This is a genomic window from Acinetobacter sp. YH12233 (assembly GCF_013417725.1).
Classification (GTDB): domain Bacteria; phylum Pseudomonadota; class Gammaproteobacteria; order Pseudomonadales; family Moraxellaceae; genus Acinetobacter.
This window is the reverse complement of sequence record NZ_VPDK01000019.1, coordinates 1-20,531: the sequence shown is the minus strand read 5'-3', so window position 1 is coordinate 20,531 and position 20,531 is coordinate 1. Positions and strand designations below refer to the sequence as shown.

17 protein-coding genes and 1 pseudogene are annotated in these 20,531 nt (G+C 42.7%); 8 read left to right on the top strand and 10 right to left on the bottom strand.

Annotated elements, in window-relative coordinates; translation table 11 throughout:
• Window positions 1–14: 14 nt before the first annotated feature.
• Window positions 15–1,022 carry a hypothetical protein gene (locus FTV12_RS09955; protein ID WP_180002261.1) on the bottom strand — a complete coding sequence of 336 codons (1,008 nt, stop codon included), beginning with the start codon at window positions 1,020–1,022 and terminating at the stop codon, window positions 15–17.
• Between the two features lie 14 nt (window positions 1,023–1,036).
• Window positions 1,037–2,074 carry an alpha/beta fold hydrolase gene (locus FTV12_RS09950; RefSeq protein WP_180033964.1) on the bottom strand — a complete coding sequence of 346 codons (1,038 nt, stop codon included), beginning with the start codon at window positions 2,072–2,074 and terminating at the stop codon, window positions 1,037–1,039.
• Window positions 2,075–2,381: 307 nt separating this feature from the next.
• On the opposite strand from FTV12_RS09950, the gene FTV12_RS09945 reads away from it, so the two are divergent.
• Complete coding sequence (locus FTV12_RS09945; RefSeq protein ID WP_004783034.1) at window positions 2,382–2,996, top strand: carbonic anhydrase; 615 nt, start codon at window positions 2,382–2,384, stop codon at window positions 2,994–2,996.
• Window positions 2,997–3,030: 34 nt separating this feature from the next.
• Here the strand turns inward: FTV12_RS09945 and FTV12_RS09940 are convergent, their stop codons facing one another.
• Window positions 3,031–3,660, bottom strand: a complete 630-nt coding sequence (locus tag FTV12_RS09940) for an arylesterase (protein ID WP_179992124.1) — start codon at window positions 3,658–3,660, stop codon at window positions 3,031–3,033.
• Window positions 3,661–3,671: 11 nt separating this feature from the next.
• On the opposite strand from FTV12_RS09940, the gene FTV12_RS09935 reads away from it, so the two are divergent.
• Together FTV12_RS09935 and FTV12_RS09930 are read left to right on the top strand one after the other, a co-directional pair.
• Complete coding sequence (locus tag FTV12_RS09935; RefSeq protein WP_034170433.1) at window positions 3,672–4,397, top strand: ABC transporter ATP-binding protein; 726 nt, start codon at window positions 3,672–3,674, stop codon at window positions 4,395–4,397.
• A gap of 1 nt (window position 4,398) precedes the next feature.
• The gene (locus FTV12_RS09930) at window positions 4,399–6,894 is read left to right on the top strand and encodes an ABC transporter permease (RefSeq protein ID WP_180033963.1); all 2,496 of its coding nucleotides are present in this window, start codon (window positions 4,399–4,401) and stop codon (window positions 6,892–6,894) included.
• 3 nt (window positions 6,895–6,897) lie between these two features.
• Here FTV12_RS09930 and FTV12_RS09925 read toward each other — a convergent pair whose 3' ends face one another.
• Window positions 6,898–7,728, bottom strand: a complete 831-nt coding sequence (locus FTV12_RS09925) for a rhomboid family intramembrane serine protease (RefSeq protein WP_180033962.1) — start codon at window positions 7,726–7,728, stop codon at window positions 6,898–6,900.
• 77 nt (window positions 7,729–7,805) lie between these two features.
• Here FTV12_RS09925 and mtgA point away from each other — a divergent pair, with 77 nt between their 5' ends.
• On the top strand, window positions 7,806–8,480 hold the full coding sequence (gene mtgA / locus FTV12_RS09920) for a monofunctional biosynthetic peptidoglycan transglycosylase (protein WP_004783023.1): 675 nt from the start codon (window positions 7,806–7,808) through the stop codon (window positions 8,478–8,480).
• A 111-nt stretch (window positions 8,481–8,591) separates the two neighbouring features.
• On the top strand, window positions 8,592–10,673 hold the full coding sequence (ppk1, locus tag FTV12_RS09915; protein ID WP_180033961.1) for a polyphosphate kinase 1: 2,082 nt from the start codon (window positions 8,592–8,594) through the stop codon (window positions 10,671–10,673).
• 47 nt (window positions 10,674–10,720) lie between these two features.
• Here the strand turns inward: ppk1 and FTV12_RS09910 are convergent, their stop codons facing one another.
• From FTV12_RS09910 to rubA, 5 genes are all read right to left on the bottom strand, one after another.
• Window positions 10,721–11,317, bottom strand: coding sequence for a response regulator transcription factor (locus FTV12_RS09910; protein WP_180033960.1), 597 nt, complete (start codon window positions 11,315–11,317; stop codon window positions 10,721–10,723).
• 232 nt (window positions 11,318–11,549) lie between these two features.
• Window positions 11,550–12,458, bottom strand: a complete 909-nt coding sequence (oxyR, locus tag FTV12_RS09905; RefSeq protein ID WP_005234587.1) for a LysR family transcriptional regulator OxyR — start codon at window positions 12,456–12,458, stop codon at window positions 11,550–11,552.
• A gap of 13 nt (window positions 12,459–12,471) precedes the next feature.
• Entirely contained in the window at window positions 12,472–13,410 is a 939-nt protein-coding gene (gene estB, locus FTV12_RS09900) for an esterase EstB (protein ID WP_034704187.1), read from the bottom strand.
• Between the two features lie 57 nt (window positions 13,411–13,467).
• Entirely contained in the window at window positions 13,468–14,646 is a 1,179-nt protein-coding gene (gene rubB / locus FTV12_RS09895; protein ID WP_180033959.1) for a rubredoxin reductase RubB, read from the bottom strand.
• 88 nt (window positions 14,647–14,734) lie between these two features.
• Window positions 14,735–14,899 carry a rubredoxin RubA gene (rubA, locus tag FTV12_RS09890; protein ID WP_004783011.1) on the bottom strand — a complete coding sequence of 55 codons (165 nt, stop codon included), beginning with the start codon at window positions 14,897–14,899 and terminating at the stop codon, window positions 14,735–14,737.
• Window positions 14,900–15,376: 477 nt separating this feature from the next.
• Here rubA and FTV12_RS09885 point away from each other — a divergent pair, with 477 nt between their 5' ends.
• Complete coding sequence (locus FTV12_RS09885) at window positions 15,377–15,919, top strand: adenine phosphoribosyltransferase (protein WP_125279198.1); 543 nt, start codon at window positions 15,377–15,379, stop codon at window positions 15,917–15,919.
• 39 nt (window positions 15,920–15,958) lie between these two features.
• Here the strand turns inward: FTV12_RS09885 and FTV12_RS09880 are convergent, their stop codons facing one another.
• A complete protein-coding gene (locus FTV12_RS09880) occupies window positions 15,959–16,453 on the bottom strand; it encodes a YqiA/YcfP family alpha/beta fold hydrolase (protein ID WP_180033958.1) in 495 nt (164 codons plus the stop codon).
• A gap of 387 nt (window positions 16,454–16,840) precedes the next feature.
• Here FTV12_RS09880 and lysS point away from each other — a divergent pair, with 387 nt between their 5' ends.
• On the top strand, window positions 16,841–18,367 hold the full coding sequence (gene lysS / locus FTV12_RS09875; RefSeq protein WP_034704199.1) for a lysine--tRNA ligase: 1,527 nt from the start codon (window positions 16,841–16,843) through the stop codon (window positions 18,365–18,367).
• Window positions 18,368–18,638: 271 nt separating this feature from the next.
• Window positions 18,639–20,088: pseudogene (locus FTV12_RS09870) on the top strand (capsule assembly Wzi family protein).
• Window positions 20,089–20,531 lie beyond the last annotated feature (443 nt).

Here is a 20,531-nt window from a genome sequence, read left to right as displayed (position 1 = left end):
TCTAGCGGCTTTTTTTAGTCTTCAATCTTTAAAATTTTTAAGGTATTTTCAGTATAATAGAATTTTGCCAGATAGGCACGGGCACGTTCACGCAAATAGCCCTGATGAATCATCTGCTGAATAATCGGTGTCAGCAATTCATTCAATTCATGTTGAATCAATGCTTCATCAATATTTAGATCACGCAATAACTGATCAAATGTATGTTCCTGATTGCGTACATACCAGGTATAAATCCCGTCATGCAGTTGCTGCTGCATATATTCCGTCTGGCGCATATGATCCCAGATTTCGTGCCCCAAACTTACCGTCTGGTTCAGATCCTGGGTTTCAATATAGTTCTTGAGCACGGACAGCGGCATGTCTTTGATCTTATGCCAGAGATTGGCCTGAAAATGGTATAGCTTGTCATCATCAAAGTGCTGGTTCAGCACATGCTCACTCATTTGGCTGAGTTTTAAAATATTTTTTTGCAAATAACGGGCAACTGTATTGTCCAGACTGGAATCCGTAACATTTTCCAGAACAGATTTGCCCATTTTCATGAAGCGGGAAACGCCCGGAACACTCTTGGCAATCACAGAATTATCCAGATAATCCTGAATCGAATGCTGGATCAGTTGCGTAATCATGGCTGAAAAAGCAGGATTATTCACCACCGCTTTGATCAGGCGCTGACGATGACCACTTTTGCTGGCCACATATTGTGCAATTTTATCAATGGTCAGTACCGGAATGACATCAGCGATTTTAGTTGTATCATTGGCCGGATGGACCAGTGCAAAACGGATATGTTCGGCAATCTGCTCAATTAGAAAAGAACTGGCAGCAGTATCCAGAATCTGCTTTTGTAGCAGCTGATTGATCAGTTCACAGCTCCACAGATCTTTTAGGGTCTGCTTGCGCAACCAGAGATAAAACTCATGAAACTCGCTTTGAATGGTTTCAGATTGAGAAAATACCTGATCAAGAAAATCAAGTTGAGCATCAATCAACTGCTCAATCATCGGGTGTTTCTGCATAACTTCTCTGAAACTTAATTGAAAGGAATGAGTTTATCAGCAAGTGGATTTTTTAGGGTCTGTGTCTTGGCCAGGAAAGGCAAATAATGTTGGGCAACCTGTTTCTCTGCTTCCAGAATCGGCATATGACCAACATTATTTAAAATTACCGGAGTTTCAGCACGTTTCAATAAAGAATATAGCTCTTTCACCACTTCGACATTAATAATTCGATCCTGTTTTCCCCATAAAATTAAAGTCGGGGCTTCCACTGTACGGGTCAGACGGGCAAAGGTATCAGGCGTATACAGCCGGTTGAGCATTACCACCTGATCAATCGATTTGCTGGTTTGTTCCGAACGGGCAATCAACAGTTTTTCCTGTGCATGTCTTAACTGGTAAGGCATCGCTGGTGGATTCTGCATCAGCTGTTTGGAGACATCTTCCAGATCGCCCGGTTTACTGACAATCAGATCTTTGAGCGCATGTGGGTCTTTGGTATAAGGCGTATTGCCCATTTTATAGATGCCGGCACTATTTACTAGAAACAGGCTTTGGGTATCGAAAGGGTATTGGGATGCATAAACTGTCGCAATTGAGCCGCCCAAAGAATGACCGGCCACATGCAGATTCTTTTCAATCTTCAGGGTTTCGACAAAAGCACGTAATTGCGAAGTGACATTGGGTACAGACAAGTCAAAATCTGCTGGAATCCGGGTATCGCCATTGCTCGGCAAATCCGGAATGATGACATGATAATACGGAGTCAAAAACTGGGCGACACGATTCCAATTGTCGCGTGTGCCTGCTAGGCCATGAATCAGGATAATCGAGGGTTTGTTTTTTGCACCGCCTTCGCTATAACTCCAAGTCACATCCCCGACTTTCAAGGTTTTGGATTGTAGACCCGCCTGGATGCGTTGCTGGCTCAGGTAAAGCTGTAAAACTTCGGCAGATTTGGCTTTCGGCGGCGTAAACAGATATTGGCTATGGCTCAGGCTAGATAGGCTAAGACCCAGAGCGACTAAAGTGGAATAGATAATTTTTGAGCGCAATTTTATTATTTTCTTCATTAGCACTGTCCCCTGAAAAAACTGAGCAAAACGCTCAAAATACTTCCGTGTTATCGATTTGCAATTTATAGATGAATCAAATCGTAATCTTTCACTTATTTTAAAGCATTCCTTAATATTGTACATCTGTTAATTATTAGCTTGAGCAGAAAAACTGCCCAAAAAACGTGATGAACTTCACAGAAAAATTATCAGAACAAGAAATCATCAAAGCGCTAAAAATTTTACAGCTAATTTTTTTTGCAAGTGACATTCAAAAAATCTAGCAGTAAGATATTCCCACTAAAAACATCGATGGTAAAAAAGAATGCTCACAGCTCAGGAAGCTATAGATCGTCTTAAAAAGGGTAACCAGCGCTTTGTCAATGGTGAAACGCAGCATTTAAAATTATTATCGCATCAGCAACGTGCTGAGATGGCAGAAAGTCAGGAACCATTTGCTATTGTTTTAGGATGTTCAGATTCACGTGTACCCGCAGAAATGGTCTTTGACCAAGGGCTAGGTGATCTGTTTGTCATTCGGGTAGCAGGTAATATTGTTGCACCGTCTCAGGTCGGCAGTGTCGAATTCGCAGCAGAAAGTTTTGGCTGTCCGATTGTAATTGTCTTGGGTCATACACATTGTGGCGCTATTCATTCAACAATTGAAGCATTAACCAATCCAGCAACGCCGCCATCTGCAAATCTGATGTCAATCGTGAACCGTGTACGTCCATCAGTTGAAATTCTAATGCAGACTGAACTGAAAGATGACCTGAATAAATTATCTAAACATGCAGTGCGCTCTAATGTGTTTGCTTCAGTAAATCAATTACGTCATGGTTCTGCAGTTCTAGAAAGCCTGATTGCTAAAGGTAAGTTACAGGTGATTGGTGCAGAATATTCACTTGAAACCGGTGAAGTAACTTTCTTTGACTTCTAAGAAAATTTTAAGATTTGATTCAGTTAAAGGCGCCTTAGAGGGCGCCTTTAATATAAGGATAAGCATTATTTAATAAAATAGTCTGGGCTTTGGTGTTGGGATGAATCTGATCCTGTTGCATCAGACTTTTATTGCCAGCGACGCCTTGCATAAAGAAGGGTAGTAGTTTGACCTTATACTGCTGACTGACCACCTTATAGTTATTTTCAAAAGCCTTACTATATGCCTGGCCATAATTTGGTGGCATTTTCATTCCAAAAACAACCACATTCGCCTTGGCTTTCTGACTTTGTTGTACCAGAGCTGCTAAATTCTTTTGAATCATTTGGGGTGGCTGCCCACGCAGGCCATCATTCCCGCCAAGCTCAATCACCACAATATCTGGACGGTGCGTCTGTAGCAGTTTCGGCAGCCTTGCCAAGGCACCACTGGTGGTTTCACCGCTCACACTTGCATTGACCACTTTATGCTGTTTCGGATAGTGTTGGTCCAAACGCTTTTGTAATAAATGTACCCAACCTTGCTGTGGTTGCATGCCATAACCAGCACTTATACTGTCACCCACAATCATAATGGTCTTTGCCGACAGACTAAAAGGAATCAGGCACAGTCCAAAGAATACCAGGCAAGGCAATACACGATTTTTCTGATTTAGATCTTTCATATAGGACACGTATGATTCAAAGCAGCAACGATTCGACCATCATGCCACAAGCGATTATTTCTGCCCAGAAATTGACACAAAAGATACAACTTTCACAAAAACAACTGACTATTTTTGAAGATCTTTCGCTGGAAATTTTGACTGGAGAACAGGTCGCCATTACTGGGCGTTCCGGTTCAGGAAAGTCAACTTTACTGGGCATTTTGGCCACTTTAGATCAGGCTAGTTCCGGGCAGTTAACGGTTTGTGGAGAGCTGGTATCGAACTTGAATGAAGAACAGCGTGCTTTAGTCCGGCTAAAAAATATTGGCTTTGTATTTCAGTCTTTCCAGCTTTTACCTCATCTTACGGCACTTGAAAATGTCATGCTGCCTTTACGTTTACAGCTAGATTTTAAATATAGTGATGCCGAACAAAAGGCGCTGGCATTGCTACAAAAGGTCGGATTAGACCGTCAGGCTCAGCAAACACCAAAAGTACTGTCGGGTGGGGAGCAGCAACGTGTCGCTATTGCCCGCGCATTGGTCAGTGAACCCAAAATCATATTTGCTGATGAACCGACAGGTAATCTGGATGGGGAAACCGCTCAGGAAATTGAACAGCTGCTCTTTCAGTTAAATCGCGAATTAGGCACCACGCTGGTTCTGGTTACCCATGATCCTGATCTGGCCCAACAATGCCAGCGTCATTTTGAACTGGTCAATGGTCAGCTGATTGAACATGCGAGTGGAGGCTGATATGCAGCATCTTTTTCGTCCTTTACTCAGACAAAGTTTTAATACGACAGGGATTTATCTGCTAATCATCGCGCTGACCTTAGCGATTAGTGCCACAACGGCACTAAAGTTCAGTAATGAACAGATTCAGAACGCCGTTGCTTTACAGGCAGCTGAAATGCTGGCGGGAGATTTGGTACTTTCTGATAATGAGCCGCTAGCTCAGGAATGGCGTGATCAGGCCAGGCAGCTCGATTTACAGCAATCTGAAGTCACATTTTTCAGTACGATGGCTTATACCAATGATCAGTTTGTCATGGTCAATGTTAAGGCTATTGATCAGGCTTTTCCTTTACGAGGAGAGCTACGGGTTCAGCCTGCAGCAGATAAAATCCAAGCGGGGGAAATCTGGCTGAGTTCACGGGCCATGGATCTGCTCAAGGTCAAACTGGGTGATGAACTGAATATCGCCGATGCCAAATTTAAGGTTACTGCAAAAATTGAGCAGGATTCTAATCAGGAGCTGGGTTTTTCTGGCTTTTCGCCGACTGTGATTATTGCTCAGTCAGAAGTGGCGCGCACCAATGCGATTCAGGTCGGTAGCCGGATTGATTACCGTTTATTAATGGCAGGCAATCCAGCCGATACCCGGCAATATGAAACCTGGTTCAAGCAGAAGATAAAATCTGAAAATGGGACTTCAGATGAAGCAGATGCTGAGGTTGAGGGACAAGAACTGGAACAGCAGGGCAGTCTACGCTTGCGTAATGCCAGCGAAGGCAATACCCGTTTAATGAAACCAATTGCCAATCTGGATACTTTTCTGCAACTGGCGAATATTCTCACCATTTTATTATGCGGGATTGCCATTGCTTTAACCGCACAACGTTATGTACAGCAGAACCAGGATCATATTGCCCTGATGCGTTGTATTGGCGCGACCAAAAATCAGATTCTAGCCGCTTATCTGGCTTTGCTGGGTTTAGTGCTTTTAATCGCCATGTTGATTGGTAGCGTGATAGGTGTTGCATTGGGTTATGGCTTGCTGCAGCTCATGCTACAGCTGATTCCAAACTTGCAGCTTGAGTTCTCTGCTACGGCGATGCTGCTGGGGCCCTTGCCAATTGCCATGCTGACCAGTGCAGTGGTGTTACTGGGCTTTGTCATGCCGAGTCTGTTTCAACTCTTAAATACTCCTCCGATTCGGGTCATTCGTCAGCAGGAAAAATCCGTCCATTCGATGTTGTGGATGTTACTGACCGGAACCTTAAGTCTGATTATTTTCAGTGTGATTTTAACGGAAAATATCGTGCTGACAGCTTGGGTGATTGGGGCCATTATTCTGCTTTGTGCTGTTCTGTATTTTACGGTCTGGAGTATTTTAAAACTGCTGCGTAATCTGAAATTCAATCTGTCTGCCTATGTACGGACACCGTATCAGACCGCTTTACAGATTACTGCCTTAGCTTTAGGACTCAGTTTGATTAGTGTGCTGGCTGTACTGCGTACAGATTTACTTGATCGATGGCAGCAACAGTTGCCGGAAGGGACACCCAACCAGTTTGTCTATGGTCTGCCGCCTTTTGATATGCCTGACTTAAAAGCTCAGTTAGAACAGAATGGCTGGAAAAGCACGCCGCTTTATCCCAATATTCGCGGGCGTCTGGTAGCGAAAAATGATCATCCTTTTGCTGCTGAACTGGTCAAAAAGAGTAATACCTTAAGACGTGAACTGAATCTGACCCAGTCGGATCGCTATCCTCAGGATAATGTGATTGTTCAGGGGGAGGCAGGATTGAAACAGCCGGGTGAGGTTTCGGTCGAAGCCAATACTGCACAAGAGCTGGGCATCAAACTGGGAGATAAGCTCAGCTTTAGCCTGCCTGAAGGCATACTCGAAGCCAAAGTGGTGAATCTCAGAACGGTAGAGTGGGAGAGTTTTAGTCCAAACTTCTTCTTTATCTTTGCACCGAATACTATGGATGCCAATGCGGGCAGTTATCTGGGCAGCTTCTATGTACCGGAAACAGACAAAGATAAACTGGTGAATCTGGTTCAGCGTTTTTCGAATACGGTATTTATTGATGTCAGCCTGATTCTGGAAGAAATCAAACGAATTGTGAATGTGCTGGTACAGATCATTACCATTCTGGCTGTGCTGGTCAGTGTATCCGGTTTTCTGGTACTGATGGCCTGTCTAAACCTGCTCATGGATGAACGTAAACGTGAAGTGGCTTTGCTCCGGTCTTTTGGTAGTTCCAAACAGAAGCTGAAAACCATGATGAGTCTGGAAATCGGTTTTATCGGACTATTCGCCGGTATTGTTTCATGTCTGTTTGCAGAAGTGATCAGCGCCATTGCCAGCTATAAGATGGATCTGATCATCCAGCCTCATTGGGAAATCTGGATTATCCTGCCTGTGTTTATGACTGTGGTATGTACCTTGATTGGACGCTATCGTCTGAGTTATCTTTCCGAAATTCCGCCCTTGCAAAGCCTGCGTGAGATGAATCAATAAGATTTATCTTGCAGGTTGATCCGCCAACTGCTGTTGTAACATTTGTAAAATTTCTTGCCAGAGTGGGCGGATCGGTTCAAGCAGAGCCAGATTATGTTGATACAGTACGACACAGGCAGCGACGCCGAGCAGTAAGGCAACCAGACTGACCAAACGGCCACGCTGCATTTTCTGACCAAGATACCAGAGCGCTGTTAGTCCGGCCCCCATGATCATGCCGCCAATATGTGCGGCATTGTTAATTCCGCTGATCATAAAGCCCATCGCCAGGTTAAGGCCCATGATCATTACGAGCGTTTTTTTATCCAGAATAAAAGGCTGACGGGGCAACATTGGCAGTAAAGATAGAACAGTCAGGGAGGCACCGAGACCCATGACTGCACCCGAAGCACCCGCACTAACACCCGGCAATAAGCCAGGATTGGCTACACCGCCTTCGATTAAGGCATAACTGTCCTGGATACTCATATAGCCACTGAGCAAGCTACCCATCAGGCCGGCACAAATATAAAGACCTGTAAAATAGACCCGGCCAAAAATTTGTTCAGCGACACTACCAAAAATATACAGTGCCCACATATTCAACATCAGGTGAATTAAGCCAAAATGAAAAAACATGCTACTAAACAGGCGTATGGGTTCCGCTAAATACGTTAAAGGTGCATAATCTGCTCCCCAGCGAATGGCATCTGGAGAACTTGGCTGTGTGATGTTCATTCCATTCAGAACCTGCCAGCCAAACAGGCCGACATTGATACAGATCAGGAGTGCGGTCATCCACCAGAGCTGCATTTCCAGTTTGCGATGTGTTGTTGGGGGAGAATATTCAGGCATGCTATTTTTTTGCTGTGATTGTATATTTCGAATAAGCTTAACACGAAAAATTGAATTTTCAGGAGTAACGCACTGACATGAAAGCCTTTCTGACCCGCACCCTTCTCGTGATTGTCAGTGTGATTCTACTTGTTCAACTGTGGATTTTTGCAAGTTTAGCCTGGTGGCGAACCAATCCGGTGAATACCACCATGATGATGCGGATCGATTATTGGACTGAACCCTCCAAACCCATTCAACATCAGTGGCGCCCTTATGATGAAATCAGTACCAATCTCAAGCGGGCGGTAGTGACGGCAGAAGATGGAAAATTCATGCACCATCATGGCTTTGACTGGGATGGTATTCAGACTGCACTCAGCCGTAACAAGAATGAAGGCCGTGTCGTGGCAGGGGGGTCAACCATTTCCCAGCAGCTGGCTAAAAACCTGTTCCTTGTCAACAAGCGTTCATTCCTGCGTAAAGGTCAGGAAGCTGTTGCGACTTGGATGATGGAGCGCATGTGGTCTAAAGAGCGTATTCTGGAAGTGTATTTAAACTCGATTGAGTTTGGAGACAATATCTATGGAGCAGAAGCGGCAGCCAAACATTATTTTGGTAAGACTGCAGAGAGCCTGACTCGTGATCAGGCCATCTTCCTGGCAGCGATTCTCACCAATCCAAAATATTTTGAAGATCATCGTAATGCATCAGCCCTAAAAGCACGTAAACGTATGATTCAGCGTTATATGCGCTATGCTGAAATCCCTTAAATAAAAATATCAAGATAAAGCCCAAATATTTGGGCTTTTTTTATGAAAATGTCATTAATTTGAAGCATACTAAAAGCAATAAGCAAGACTTGAAAATAGCGTAGGTTTGATATGAATACGGCAGCCAGTACGACTTCGGCACCAATCGAATATACTTATAATGATCGTTACATTAATCGTGAACTGTCTATTCTGGATTTCCATTTGCGAGTGCTGGAACAGGCGGTTGATCCTCTGCATCCTTTGCTGGAACGCATGAATTTTCTACTGATCTTTTCACGTAATTTAGATGAGTTTTTTGAAATTCGTGTGGCTGGCGTCATGGAACAACTGGATTTGGGCAATGAAAGCCGCAGTCCAGATGGTTTGACGCCAAAACAAGTATTAGAGCAGATTGCCGAAACTGCACATGCCGCCATTGAACGTCAGTACCGTATTTTAAATGAAGAGATTTTGCCTAAACTGCGTGAGGAAGATATCTGCTTCTTGCGCCGTGGAGAGCTAACACCGGCACAATCGGCCTGGGTGAAAAAATATTTTCAGGAACAGGTTGCGCCAGTTCTTACGCCTATTAGCCTTGATCCGGCACATCCATTCCCACGTCTGGTGAATAAATCCCTGAATTTTATTGTGACGCTCGAAGGGAAAGATGCCTTTGGCCGTCAGATTGATCTTGCGGTTGTTCCTGCGCCACGTTCATTGCCACGTGTTGTGCGTTTACCGGATGAACTGACTGATGGTAAAGAACATCATGTGATGTTATCCGCCATCATTCATGAACATGTGTCTGACCTGTTCCCGGGCATGACCGCGACGGGATGTTACCAATTCCGTGTCACCCGGAATGCCGATCTGGCCTTAAATGAAGATGTTGAAGACCTGGCCAAAGCCTTAAAAGGCGAGCTAAGTTCGCGCCGTTTTGGTCGTGCAGTCCGTCTGGAAGTGACTGAAAATTGTCCGCAGCATATTTATGAATATCTGCTGGAAGAATTTGATCTGGATGAAGAACAGCTCTATAAAGTGGCAGGACCGGTTAATCTAGCGCGGTTACTGTCCAACTTCAAACGTCCACATCTACGTTATGATTCACATACGCCAATTCTGCCTAAAGTACTAAAAAAATCTGAAAATGTTTTCAGTGCCATGCAGAAGCAGGATATTTTGCTACATCATCCATTTGAATCTTTTGCCCCGGTGATTACGCTGTTACGTGAAGCGGCACGTGACCCTCAGGTACTGGCAATCAAGCAAACATTGTACCGTAGTGGTCCAGATTCCGAGATCGTGCAGGTGCTGGCAGAAGCGGCCCGTAACGGTAAGGAAGTGACTGCAGTCATCGAGCTGCGTGCTCGTTTTGATGAAGAATCCAATATTGCAGTTGCTAATGTACTGCAAGAGGCGGGGGCTGTCGTGGTCTATGGCATTGTCGGCTATAAAACCCATGCCAAAATGATTCTGGTGGTACGCCGAGAAAATAACAAGCTGGTGCGTTATGTACATCTGGGTACCGGGAATTATCATGCGGGCAATGCACGGATTTATACAGATTATGGCTTGTTAACCACAGACAAGGATCTGTGTGAAGATGTGCATCGTATCTTCCAGGAATTGACCGGAATGGGGAAAATGGCCAAGCTGAAAAAGCTGCTCCATGCACCATTTACCTTGCATGCCCAGCTCATCAACTATATTGATAATGAAATTGCCAATGCCAAAGCGGGCAAGAAAGCCCAGATCATCGTGAAGGTCAATGCTTTAACTGAGCTGCAACTGATCAATAAACTTTATGAAGCTTCTCAAGCAGGTGTACAGATTGATCTGATTATCCGTTCAATTTGTTGTCTACGTCCAGGCTTGCCGGGACTTTCAGAGAATATTCGGGTACGTTCAATCGTCGGCCGTTTCCTGGAACATACGCGCGTATTTTATTTTAGCAATAATGGCAATTCCCGCATTTATTGCTCAAGCGCAGACTGGATGGATCGTAACCTGTTTAATCGTGTAGAAGCCTGTTTTCCGATTGAAGATGAAGCATTAAAGAAACGCATTTACCAGCAAGGCTTATTAAATTACCTGAAAGACAATCAGCAGGCCTGGTTGTTACAGGGAGATGGAACCTGGGTGCGTGCCCAAGTCGCTGAAGGTGAACAACCACATAATGCACAGCGTACCTTGCTGGAAACCTTTAAATAACTCAAAAAAACTAAAAAGGCTGATGATTCAGCCTTTTTTATATTTTGTTAATTTTGAGAATGGATAAATGGATTCGCGAGTTTTTGATAGATTTTGCGAATAGCAGCATAAATCTGGTAATCGTGCAGACTTAATCTGTTTTGAATTTCGGCCAAAGTCAGGTCTTGGCTGAAATACTTTAACATCTGTACTTCAGTCTGATTTAAAAAATGTATTTTTGTTTCCTGACTCACTAAATAACGGGCTAATTCAGGATGTAGGTCGGCACCGCCACGTAGAATGATTTTCAGGCTTGCCACTATTTTCGAAACAGGATGCGAAGCAATCAGATATCGATCCACGCCAGATGACAAGAATAAATCGATCATTTCAAGTGAATCATCAGCTAAAACTGCAATCAGATGAGGAATCTGGATTCGTGCTTGAATTATATTAAGATTCTTAAGTTGTGCTTTCTCATGAATCTCATATAACACGAGATTGGGAAGATACTGTTCAATATGGGATTGAGCAGACAGATGATCGGTATAGGACAGCATATCCGGTTGATAACCGAGCTGTAGCAATGCAAGATCAAAATTGGAAGAGAGCGGGGGTGGATAAGGTTGCACCAATAATACCGGTGCAGGCAAAAATGAGGCCAAAGAAATCTTATCCTGAGAGTAATTAATATACAGATGTATTTTGGCTTAAATTAGTTTCAATGCCAATCCCAAGAAATAGGGATTTAATTTTTATATATTATAAATAGTTAAAGTTTAAAAAACTGGTTTTTGAATCATTTTAATTGACTGAATTTATAAAAATTAAATTTATCAGAAGACACAGGCAATAAAAAAGGAGCAATCTAAGTGCTCCTTTTTTATTAGGGCTTAATTAAGCTGCATCGTGAGCAGTAATTTTTTGCAAAATTTGTAATAACACATCGAATTCGCTTTGTAGCGGTGTGCTCTTACGAGTGACCAGCGCCAGAGTACGGCTTGGTGCAGCATTGATTGGATTGATGCGCAGATCCGGATTGGCTTTGATCATATTGGTATGCAGTGCAATTTCTGGCAACAGGGTAAAACCAAGATCAGCAGACACCATTTCAATTAACGTCGGTAATGAACTTGCTTTCAGGCGATGATCATTTTTACGCTCACCAATCGGGCAGGCACTCAATGCATGATCACGCAAGCAATGGCCTTCTTCCAACAGCATCAGGCGAGACAGATCCAGATCTTCCAGAGACTTGGCTTGAGCCGCATTCTGGTCAGATTTGTGATGTACCAGATACAGATTCTCTTTGGCAATTTCAGCAACTTTCAGGCTACGGGTATCGAAAGGCAGCGCTAGCACCACCATATCCAGATTACCATGCTCCAGTTTCTCTACAATTTTCTCACTTTGAGCTTCATGTAAATGTAGCTGAATTTTCGGTAGCTGCTGATGCACTTCATCCAGAAATTGCGACAGGATGAAAGGGGCAATGGTTGGAATAACGCCAAGATGCAGATCACCGGTTAATGGTTCACTCATTTCACGACTTAAACGCATTAAGTCCTGAGCATCAGCCAGTAGAACACGGGCACGTGCAACCACTTGTTCACCAAGCGGCGTTAAACGTACATTCTGGCGATCGCGTTCAACAAGAACGCCACCGAGTAAACGCTCCAGCTCCATAATACCGCCAGACAAAGTTGACTGGGTAACAAATGAGCGGCGAGCAGCTTCTGTAAAATGCAGCGTCTCAGACAGTGTTACGAGGTATGACAGCTGTCTTAGGGATGGTAATGCAGCCATAGTGTCCTAATGTTTATGATTTAAAATGATCAGCAAATAATTCGCTAAGATATGGAATAAAATGCGGAGGGATATCATGCCCCATTCCATCAATTAATTCAAATTTAGCCCCTGAAATTGCTTTTGCAACAGCCTTACCATGACTAGGAGGCAGCAATCTGTCACGAGCACCATGAACCACCAAGGTCTCTTGTTGGATTTGCTTGTCCAGTTGCAGCAATGAACCCGTACATAATATTGCTAAAAACTGTTGAAGTACACCCGCTGGATGGTAACTTCGCTTATATAACTTACGGGCGGTCTGAATCGCTTCCAGATGATTCACATAACCCGGTGAGCCAATAATATTAAACAGCTTCAAGCTATGATCGACAATGCCATCTTCATCTGTGGAAGCGGGTTTGTCAATTAAACTAAAGAGTTGCTTTGGAAAAGGCGGAGGTAACAGTGGCTGGTTATTACTGGTAAACAGTAAGCCCATTTTTTTAACTTTGTCAGGATAACGTGCGGCCAGAATCTGGGCAATCATGCCGCCCATAGAGGCACCGAGCACATAGACCTGACCCAGTCCCATTTTTTCAATCAGAAGATGTACATCATCTGCCATATCGTACAGCGTATAAGGCGCGCCCTGATTGCCTAAACCCAGTACAAAACGGCTCATCATTTTTAAGGTGTTTAAGCGAGGCCCTTTATGGTGAATCTTGGAAGATAAACCAATATCCCGGTTGTCAAAACGCACCAGATGATAGCCCTGATCAATGAGTGATTTACAGAAGAAATCGGGCCAGTATAGCATCTGTGCCCCAAGTCCCATAATCAGCAGAATGGTCGGGTGTTCAGGATTTCCTCCGACTTCCACGTGCAATTCGATGCCATTGCCAAGATCGACCTTGGTTTCACGCATGAAAGCGGTATACGGAGAATGATTGAACTGCAAGGCACTATGCATGATGTATTTCCTGATTAAAGGACATTTCGCTTAAAAAATGTCCTTTGTATTAAACATCTAAACTGTAGCTGGAATCAAGTCAGGAACCTGCTTGGTCAATGCTAGGCGTTGTTTGGCAGCAGTGGCACCGAGCAGGACAAAACCACGTAAAGTGCCACTAGCATCAAAGGCTTTGGCCAGCATACCGTCATCAAACTCTTCATTTTCCCAAGTTACTTCGACATCAACCGGAGCAGGAAGGACAGTCAATGGCGCAGCTGGCGTTTTTACCGCAACAGGCATTGCTGGATAATGGACTGCAGTATGTTCGCCATTCAATGTTTTAGACAGGGCACGGGCCTGCTGCATGATTGGCATGACATATGGCAAAAGCATTCCATTTACTTCCGCACAGTCGCCTACTGCATAAATGTCCGGTTGATTGGTTTCTAGTTTTGTATTGGTCAGAATCCCGCGACTGGTATGAATATCAGCTTCTTTTGCGACAGAAATATTCGGTTGTAAGCCCACAGCAGAGAGCACCACATCAGCCACTACCGACTGGCCATTGGCAAGTGTGACCAGATAATCACCATTTTCAACTTTAGAGACTTTTTCAACTGTTGTCCCTAATACAAAATGAATACCCGTCTCTTCAAGATTTTGCTGGAAAGCATCTGCGACATGAGCTGGTAATAAGCGACCTAAAGGCTGGGGTGCCAGATCAATCACGGTGACCTGATGATTGGTATGCTGCAAGTCATTGGCAAATTCACAGCCGATCAGGCCTGCGCCTAAAATTACTACGCGTTTATCCTCACGTGCTGCCAGATTATGACGGAAAGCTTTATAGTCAGTCAGGTTATTGACCATATGAATATCGTCGCTGGCATCACCGGCAATGGCTAGGCGTACTGGATTGGCACCTACAGCTAGCACCAGTTTAGAATAATCCTGTGTATTTTCCTGACCGTCTTTTTCTAAAGTCAGCTGATGCTGTTCAGGATGAATCGTTTTGACCCAGGTATTTTTTTCGATGCGCATTTTCAGCTGCGCTGACATTTTTTCTGCATCACCCAAAGGGATGTGTTCTGGCGCTTTGTTTCCTACTAAAGCATTAGAAAGCGTAGGTTTTGCATAATTAGTCGCATCATCAGCACAAATCATGACAAGTTCATGGTCTGGGTTGAGTTTGCGAAACTCACGGGCAACAGCATAACCCGCCATGCCCGAACCAATGATGACGATAGGATGCATACGATTCTCCATGCTTTTTTAAATTAGTTTTTTTCAGGTATAAAGGACATAAAAAAGACCATTCAATATGGTCTTTAAAAGAACATGATTAGATTTCAATCATTTCAAAATCGACTTTAGAAACACCACAATCCGGACAAGTCCAGTCATCAGGAATATCTTCCCATTTGGTTCCAGGAACGATTCCGTCCTGAGGCCAACCTTCTGCCTCGTCATAAATCCATCCACAAACGATGCATTGATATTTTTTCATATAACTCTCCAAAACTGACCAACTGTAGCTGTCAGCTTAAAATCCACAAATGGCAAGACCCTAAAGAATATGACTTTTAATAGTAAACATATTTGGCTAAATTTTTACGCAGTTCTATTCATAAAGTAAAGCGAATAAAAGTTTAATCAGTGAAATTAACAGCAGAAAGGTCAGTCCCTAGGTATTTCATTACTAGAAGTATATTTAAGCTTAGGCAAACAATTGTATTTTTAGTTTTATAAACACTCTTCTGGCTTAGATTTTAGGTTGTAGACCAAAGTCGGGCAGAAAAAATGATTAAAATCAGTTAACTTAGACTTAGCAAAGTCTTTATTAAATATTTTTTAAAATTAATTTATATATTTAAATCAGCTGGTTAGTATTATTTTCTGCTTTAATGTTGCACAGTCGTTGTTGTTACACATTGTTAATTTAGTTTAAAATTCACCTATTCCTTTCCTTGTTTAAAGATCTCCCATGAGCAATTTGTCTACTACTCTGTGGTCTCACATTCGTACTGTCCAGAATTTCCCAAAACCAGGCATTTGTTTCTTCGATTTAACTCCATTATTCATGAATAATCTAGGGCCATTAACTGATGCTCTGATTGCCAGCATTCCTGAAGAAAAGCTTGCTGAAGTAGACAGCTTTGTGGCAGTGGAAGCACGTGGTTTTGTGCTGGCAAGTCTGTTGGCGCAGCGTACTGGCAAAGGCTTATTGCTGGTTCGTAAAGCAGGTAAATTGCCGCCTCCAGTCGTAGGGGTAGGTTATAGCCTTGAATATGGTCTGGACCGTCTGGAAATGTCTGCAGAAGTTCAGGGACAAAAAGTGATTATTGTGGATGATGTACTGGCAACTGGCGGTACATTGAAAGCAGTTCATGAATTGGCTGAAAAATGTCAGCATCAGGTTCTAGGTGCGAGCATCTTCCTTGATCTGCCAGATTTACACGGTGAATTAGGCCTGGACATCTGGTCAGTACTTGATGATAAATCCCAGCCTGAAGCTGCAGTTGCTTAAGTCTGAATGATCAAAAAAGCCCCAACTATTGGGGCTTTTTTATTGCCGGATAAAATGATATTCAATTTCCTGAATCAGGTCGTTAATCTGTTCGGGATGTTCCAGACGATGATGACCACCTTCAATGGCATGAATTTGCATATAATCTTCAAGCTGTGCCTGTGCTGCATGCATATCCAGAATTTCATCGCCTAATTCCAGATAGGCCATTTGCGGAATATCATGCTGCAAATCACTGTCACAAATCGCAGGATAATCATCGCGGAAATTCGGTTGCAAGCTAGGATTCGCGATCACACAAGGGATCTGATGAGCTTGTGACATTTTTAGCGCCCAATAACCGCCCAGACTGTGTCCGACCAGAATATCCGGTCTAATGGTTTCAACCATTTCGTGGTAGAAATCGGCTACCGACTGGTAGCTCAGATTACGATAATCCACATCTATACAATATTTATGCATTGCATCAATTGCATGAAATTTCGTGGACTGTTTTGACGAATCCAAGCCATGAAAAAACAATATTTTAGACATATTTTTACTCATTTTTATCGGACATGGCAAAGTCGTGGTCAGGGTGTTAAAACACCACCTTCTAATATGGTTATTATTGTAAAACGTCTATTTCGAGGAAGCAGTTAGCTATTGGTCTAAGCTGATACTGGATAAAAAGGCATAATTCGTACAGAAGGTTGAGGTCTTGGACTTTCATCTAATAAAAGTTTGGCAATATTCTAAAAAAACCAATCATAAAATTCGAAACTGAAAATAATGAAAATCATTTGTTTTTAAAAATTTCATATATCCAGAAATTTTTCTCAAGAAAAGCCACGTGTGGGAAGTCTTTACGCTACGATTTGATGCAGATTTCTGCTATTCTATGCAACTTCTATTTTTTAACTAATCTTATCCGAGGCAGAGATGACGCAAAATAACGCTCAATCGACTTCTGAACAAATCATTTCCGAAAACGATTTAATTGCACAGCGTCATGCCAAGTTAAAGCAGATTCAAGACCACGCAAAAGAAACTGGTGTTAGCCCATGGCCAAACACATTTAAACGTGAACATTATGCGCAAGATTTACAAGACCAGTTTGCTGATAAATCTAAAGAAGAAATTGAAGCTGGCGAACACGTTCATGTAAAAGTAGCAGGTCGTGTGATGTTGAACCGCGGTTCATTCATCGTGATTCAGGATATGACCGGTCGTATTCAGCTTTATGTTCCACGTAAAGAGCTTGAGCCAGAAGTACTTGCAACGATCAAAGGCCTGGATTTGGGCGATATCATTGCGGTTGAAGGTTATATTGGTCGTTCTGGTAAAGGTGACCTGTATGTTCATATCGAACATTTTGAATTACTGACTAAATCATTACGTCCACTTCCAGACAAGTTCCACGGTCTGACTGATACTGAAGTGAAGTATCGTAAACGTTATCTTGATCTGATCGTGAATGAAGAAACCCGTAAAACTTTTGAAGTTCGTGCCAAAGTTGTTGCCGGTATTCGTAGTTTCCTGAATGACAAACGTTTTATGGAAGTTGAAACCCCGATGATGCACGTGATTCCAGGTGGAGCATCTGCGCGTCCATTTGAAACCCATCATAATGCGCTGGATATGCCATTGTTCCTGCGTATTGCACCTGAGCTTTATTTGAAACGTCTGGTTGTGGGTGGTTTCGAGCGCGTATTCGAAATTAACCGTAACTTCCGTAACGAAGGTGTTTCTACTCGTCATAACCCTGAATTCACTATGATCGAATTCTACCAGGCGTATGCAGACTACAAAGATCTGATGGAATTGACTGAGCAAATGCTGGAAAAACTGGCAATTGATATTCTGGGTACCACTGATGTGCCTTATGGCGATGAAGTCTTTAGCTTCAAAGGGCCATTTAAAAAGATCTCAATGTTTGACGCCATTCTTGAGCACAATCCACAGTTCACTCCAGAAAATGTCAATGACCGTGAGTTCCTGGCGAAATTCATTCAGGAAGAACTGAAAGAACAGGTAAAACCAGGTTTTGGTCTGGGTAAACTGCAAACCATCGTATTTGAAGAAACGGTTGAAACTCAACTACGTCAGCCTACCTTCGTGACTGAATATCCAGCAGAAACTTCCCCATTAGCACGCCGTAATGATCAAAACCCGCATATTACAGACCGTTTTGAATTCTTTATCGGTGGTCGTGAACTGGCAAATGGCTTCTCGGAATTAAATGACCCGATTGATCAGGCTGAACGCTTCCAGGCGCAGGTTGCTGAGAAAGATGCGGGTGATGATGAAGCAATGCACTATGATGCTGACTTCATTGAAGCCCTGGAATATGGTCTGCCTCCTACAGCAGGTGAAGGGATCGGTATTGACCGTCTGGTGATGATCTTTGCGAATGCACCAAGTATCCGTGATGTAATCTTATTCCCGCATATGCGTCATAAACACTAATGACTTATTCGAAAAAAGGCAGTTTTTAAAACTGCCTTTTTTATGTGTTCAGTATTTATTTTAAATAAAATTAAAACCCAGCATTATTTAATTCTATTTTTTACATTTGTAATTTCATTTTTGTATTTCTATCTCATTTCTCGAAGCGATTTATTATTTTGAAAGTCAATTAAATCTAGGGTTTCATATTATACTGATACAGTTTCACCATTGAATATTGTTTTTGAAATATCTATGGTTAGGCAAAAATAAACTTGAGAATATTGATCCCATGTTTCTAAAAAAACCATTATTAAGTGCACTTCTTACGACACTTTCGCTTCCTGTTTTTGCTCAAGGGCTGGTTCTGAATGATGCAAATCTTCGTACTGACTTGAACTGGTTAAACCAACAAGGGGTGATCTAGATCAGTACCTCGACCTGGCCGCTCAGTGGTGATGAAATTCAACGAGCTCTATCCAATGCACAAGTGAGTAACAAAGTACAACAACGTGTTATTATTCAGTTCTGGCAAAATTAACAGCAGACAATCAGCAGCTCAAAGTAGGCTTATTTGAGGAAAGTGATCCAAAAGATATTCCTCAAGCCTTTGGCGATCAGCAAAAGGCACAATTTCAGGCAGCTTTAGAGTTTAATGCAGGCGGCGAAAACTGGGATGCCAAACTCCGGGTTATGCCGAAAAAGATCGACAAATTGAGAATGATCAGGATGTGAATCTGGAAGGATCTTATCTAGCAGGGAAACTCTGGAATCAATGGCTGATTGCCGGCCAAATTCCGACCTATTGGGGTCCGGGACATGATGGCAGCTTGATTCGTGGCGATGCTAGCCGCCCAGTATATGGATTTATGGCACAACGTGCAGAACAAACAGCTTTTGAAACTAAATGGCTGTCCTGGATTGGACCGTGGCAATATCAGGCTTTTGCAGGACAATTGGATGATTATACTGCCGTTCCAGATGCCAAACTTATTGGTCTTCGTGTAACAGCACAACCTTTATCTTACTTGGAGCTAGGTGCTTCTCGTGCGATTCAATGGGGTGGGGAAGGACGTCCTGAAAGCTTAAGTTCATTATGGGATGCTTTTGTCGGGAATAAAGATAATGGTGGTACGGGTGAACCTGACCCATCAAACCAGATTGCTGGTTTCGATGCACGCCTGAACCTGTTTCCTTTGACACAGGTACCTATGGGCTTCTATGGGCAATATGTAGGTGAAGATGAAGCGGGTGGTCTGCCTGCGAAGAAAATGTATCTGGCTGGAATAGACTATTCTTCGACTGTAAGAAATATGCCATATCAACTTTATACAGAATGGGCAGATACACGTACTAACGGCAAGGTGCGAGGTATTTCTTATAACCATACCAATTATACTGATGGTTTTTATCAGCATGGTTATCCGCTGGCACATGCTTTAGGTGGTGATGCACAGATGGTTTCAGTAGGTGGTGATATCCGTTTTGATCCGATGAACCGTTTATCTGGGCGGGTATTGTTTGCTGAAGTGAATCAGTCTGAACGTGCAAGTTTAAATAATGCTGCTTTTGCTTTTGATGATGAAATTAAAGCACTAGATGTCACCTGGTCGCATTATATTCGTCCAGAAATGCCACTTAAAATTAATGCCTGGATAAGTGACTCAGATGTAAATGGTCAGGATGGCGGTGCCTCTATTGGAATTGAAATTCCATTAGAAAAAGGCTTGTTCAAATATTAATATTCAAGACACAACAAAATCCTGCTCATCTGGCAGGATTTTTTTATATTTTCAAAAATTACAGACAAAAAAAACGCAATGATTGGGGTTGTCATTGCGTAGAAAAAGGAAGTTTCTTTCAAAACTAAATCAAGATTAACTGTGGAGAGAGTTAAATTTGATTCCTTACTGTATGTAAGTATAGTAGGACTCATTCTCATGTGACTCATCAGTATTCATGTTAATAGATGTTAAGTAAGGTTAAAACTATGAAGAATCTGTGTGGAAACTTGCCTTATTTTTGCGCATTTTGGCCTTAAATAAAAAAGCCCTCATTTGAGTAATGCCAGTCAGTTAAGAGATTGACTGGCATTTTTTTGGGTATTTCTGTGGTTTCCCTTTCACAACTCGTGGGTAGTTTCTACTTCTTTTTTTCGGTAAAACATACCTTTTAGATTTTTCCA